This is a genomic window from Actinacidiphila sp. bgisy167 (genome assembly GCF_057707665.1).
In genome coordinates, this window is record NZ_JBYIQP010000177.1 from 1 (window position 1) to 3027 (window position 3027).

The 3027-nt window shown below is 71.8% G+C and carries 2 protein-coding genes; both read right to left on the minus strand.

The window, feature by feature from the left end; all coding sequences use genetic code 11:
• Positions 1–55: 55 nt before the first annotated feature.
• A complete protein-coding gene (locus AC3ET4_RS30555; protein ID WP_431955179.1) occupies positions 56–1033 on the minus strand; it encodes an ISAs1 family transposase in 978 nt (325 codons plus the stop codon).
• A 517-nt stretch (positions 1034–1550) separates the two neighbouring features.
• On the minus strand, positions 1551–2771 hold the full coding sequence (locus tag AC3ET4_RS30560) for a threonine synthase (protein WP_431955181.1): 1221 nt from the start codon (positions 2769–2771) through the stop codon (positions 1551–1553).
• Positions 2772–3027 lie beyond the last annotated feature (256 nt).

Sequence of the window (3027 nt, forward strand, 5' to 3'; positions counted from 1 at the left end):
GCCATGGCGCGGGGTGCGGTCCCGGTGTGGACGGTGGAGGTGTCCTCGGCGAAGGTCACGTCTCTGATGTGGTGCAGGGCCTCCACGGTCCAGTGGCCGCGGATCGCGGTGGCCAGGTCGGCGGGGGTGGTCTGGTGAGCGTCGAGGCTGGTGACGGCGTAGAGGGTCTCGCGGCTCTCGCGTCGGCCTGTCTGCCTGCGGCGGCGATGGACACGGATGGCCAGGCGGGCGTGGGGAAGGCGATCCCGCCGAGTTGGTCGGCGATGCCGCAGGTCTTGATCGAGCGGGACTCGTGGCGGCCGTGTCCGGTGGAGGTCGTGGTGTGCTGGACGGCGATGTCCCGCCAGGGCAGGGCGGCGAGTTGGCGGTGTGCGGTCGGCTGGTTCGCCTTGATCACCGAGATGTAGTGGGCCTTCTTGGTTTCGACCAGCCAGGTGACGTTCGCCTGGATTGAGTGCAGGGCGTCGAAGGTGACGAGAGTTCCGTTCAGGTCCAGCGGTTCGAGCAGGGGCTGAAAGTGCGCGGTCTCGTTTGTCTTCGCGCCGACCTCCGCCTGGGCGAGGGTCAGGGCCCGGTGGTGGGTGACGGCGGAGAGCAGGTGTCTGCGGCCGGCGGACAGGCGAGCCGATCCTCTCAGCGATTTGCCGTCGACGGCGATCACCTGCCGTTGCTCCGGAGCCGTTCCCGCAGGGGTCGGGCCGGCGGGATAGGCACCGACGGCCCGGTCCGGGGCGTCGCCGTCGACGGCCGCCAGCACACGGCCGATGGTCGTACGCGAGGGTGAGCGACGCCACCTGAGCGGATGCCGTCGGACTCCGACGGCCGTCAGCACATGGTCCGAGGCCCGCGCCGCCCACTCGGCGATCTCGTCGATACTGCTCGCTCCCGACACGGCCGCGCAGGCACAGACGAGGAGGATCGCGGTCAGTGAGTACCAGCGGCCCCGCCTCGCACGCGGGTCGGGCACCAGGTCCAGGAAAGTTCGCAGGTCAGCGACTTGGCCGATGTTCAGCGGACCCAGCCTCACCAACACCGACGGGATGAGAGAAGATACAGCGGCAGGCACGGGCCACCTCATGATCGTTGAGCTTCGACACCCCAATGATCACGAAGCCCGTGCCTGCTCTGCTATGCACCCCAACCGGTCACGGCCCGACCAACCACCCGACCCCGGATCTCGCCCAAGCCCTGACCCCAGGTCACAACCACAATCTGAGATCTCCATCGAACCCGGGGCGGTTCAGTGCACGCGGTCGCGGACCGGGATGTCCTGACGGAGGGCCGGCCCAGCGCTCGGCTGCTGCGACCGCTGACCAAGCTCGGCGCCGACGAGTGGGGCACGCTGGGCGAGATCCGGCACCTGAACCGCATCCCGTACGAGGAACCGGCGCCCGGTAGCTGCCGCGCGTCCGGCCCGCCCGTACCGCGCAACGGAACCGGGGCCGTCGCCGCTGCCGCTGCCGCTGCGACAACGGCGACGGCGGCCCCGGTGCGGGCCCCGAACGAACCCGCCCGGGCCGCCGGGCGGGTACCCGCCCGGCGGCGCCCGGTCAGGGGATGCGGTCGGTGAGTTCCAGGAGCGGAGGGTCGACCCGGAAGGTCTCCGGGTACTTGGCCGCCGCCCCGGTGTTCAGCACCACGACCTCCTCGTCGCCGGACAGCCACCCCTCCTCGCGCAGGACCCGGACCGCCGACAGGGTCGCCGCGCCCTCCGGGCAGAGCAGCGCTCCGTCCGCGGCCGCGCACCTGTCGCGGTCAGCGAGGATCTCCTCGTCGTCGACGGCGACGGCCCGGCCGTCGGTCTCGTACAGCGCCTCCAGGACGATGAAGTCGCCCAGCGCCTTGGGCACGGTGATCCCGAACGCCACCGTGCGCGCGTCCTGCCACGGCTCACTGGTGCGCTCGCCCTTCTCGAAGGCGCGCACGATGGGCGCGCAGCCGGAGGACTGCACGCTCACCAGCCGGGGCATCGCCCCGCGCAGCCACCCCAGTTCGCGCAGTTCGCGCAGGGCCTTGTGGATGCCGATGAGGCCCACGCCGCCGCCAGTGGGGTAGACGATGACGTCCGGAGCGCGCCAGCCGAGCTGCTCGGCGATCTCCAGCCCCATGGTCTTCTTGCCCTCGATGCGGTACGGCTCCTTCAGCGTCGCCGCGTCCATCCAGACTCCGGGCTCGGCGGCGATCTTCTCGGCCACCAGCCGGCCCGCGTCGCCGATCAGTCCGTTCACCAGGAAGAGGTCGGCCCCGGCGGCGGCGCACTCGGCCCGGGTGATCGACGGCGCGTCCTTCGGCATCGCGATCAGCGCGTCCAGGCCCGCCCGCGCGGCGTAGGTGGCCCATGCCGCCCCCGCGTTGCCGTTGGTGGGCATGGCGATCCCCCGCGCGCCCAGTTCGAGGGCCCTGGCCACGCCCACCGCGGCGCCCCGCGCCTTGAAGCTGCCGGTGGGTATGAGCCCCTCGTCCTTCATCACCAGCTTCGGCACGCCGATCGCGGCGCCGTAGCGGGGCAGCGGCACCAGGGGGGTCATGCCCTCGCCCAGGGTGACCACGTGCGCCGGATCGCGTACGGGCAGCAGTTCGTGGTAGCGCCACAGGTCCTGCCGGCGGTCCTGCAGGTCCGCGGGTGTGAGGGAGCCCCGGACCCGGTCCAGGTCGTAGCGGGCGAGGAGCGGCGATCCGCAGGCGCACAGGTTCTGCACGCGGTCGGCGTCGTGGCGGCGTCCGCACCGCGCGCACTCCAGATGCGTCAGGGCGCTGAAGGGCACAGTCATGCCTTCCTTCATACCTCGCCGGCGGTGGCGACCGGGTAACGAGGAGGTCATGACCCTGCGCACGACACGCGGTCGCGCACGACCGGCAGCGGCCGCATCGGGCGCCGCGGACGCGGGGCTGTGCGCGACGGACGCCCGCGCCCAGGTGCCGAAGGGCGAGTTCCGTCGTCGCCTCTCCCCTGGTGATGCAGCCCGTTCCCCGTTCCCGAATGCGTGAGCCGGTGGGTCATGCGTGAGCAATTGGTGAGCTGTCCGT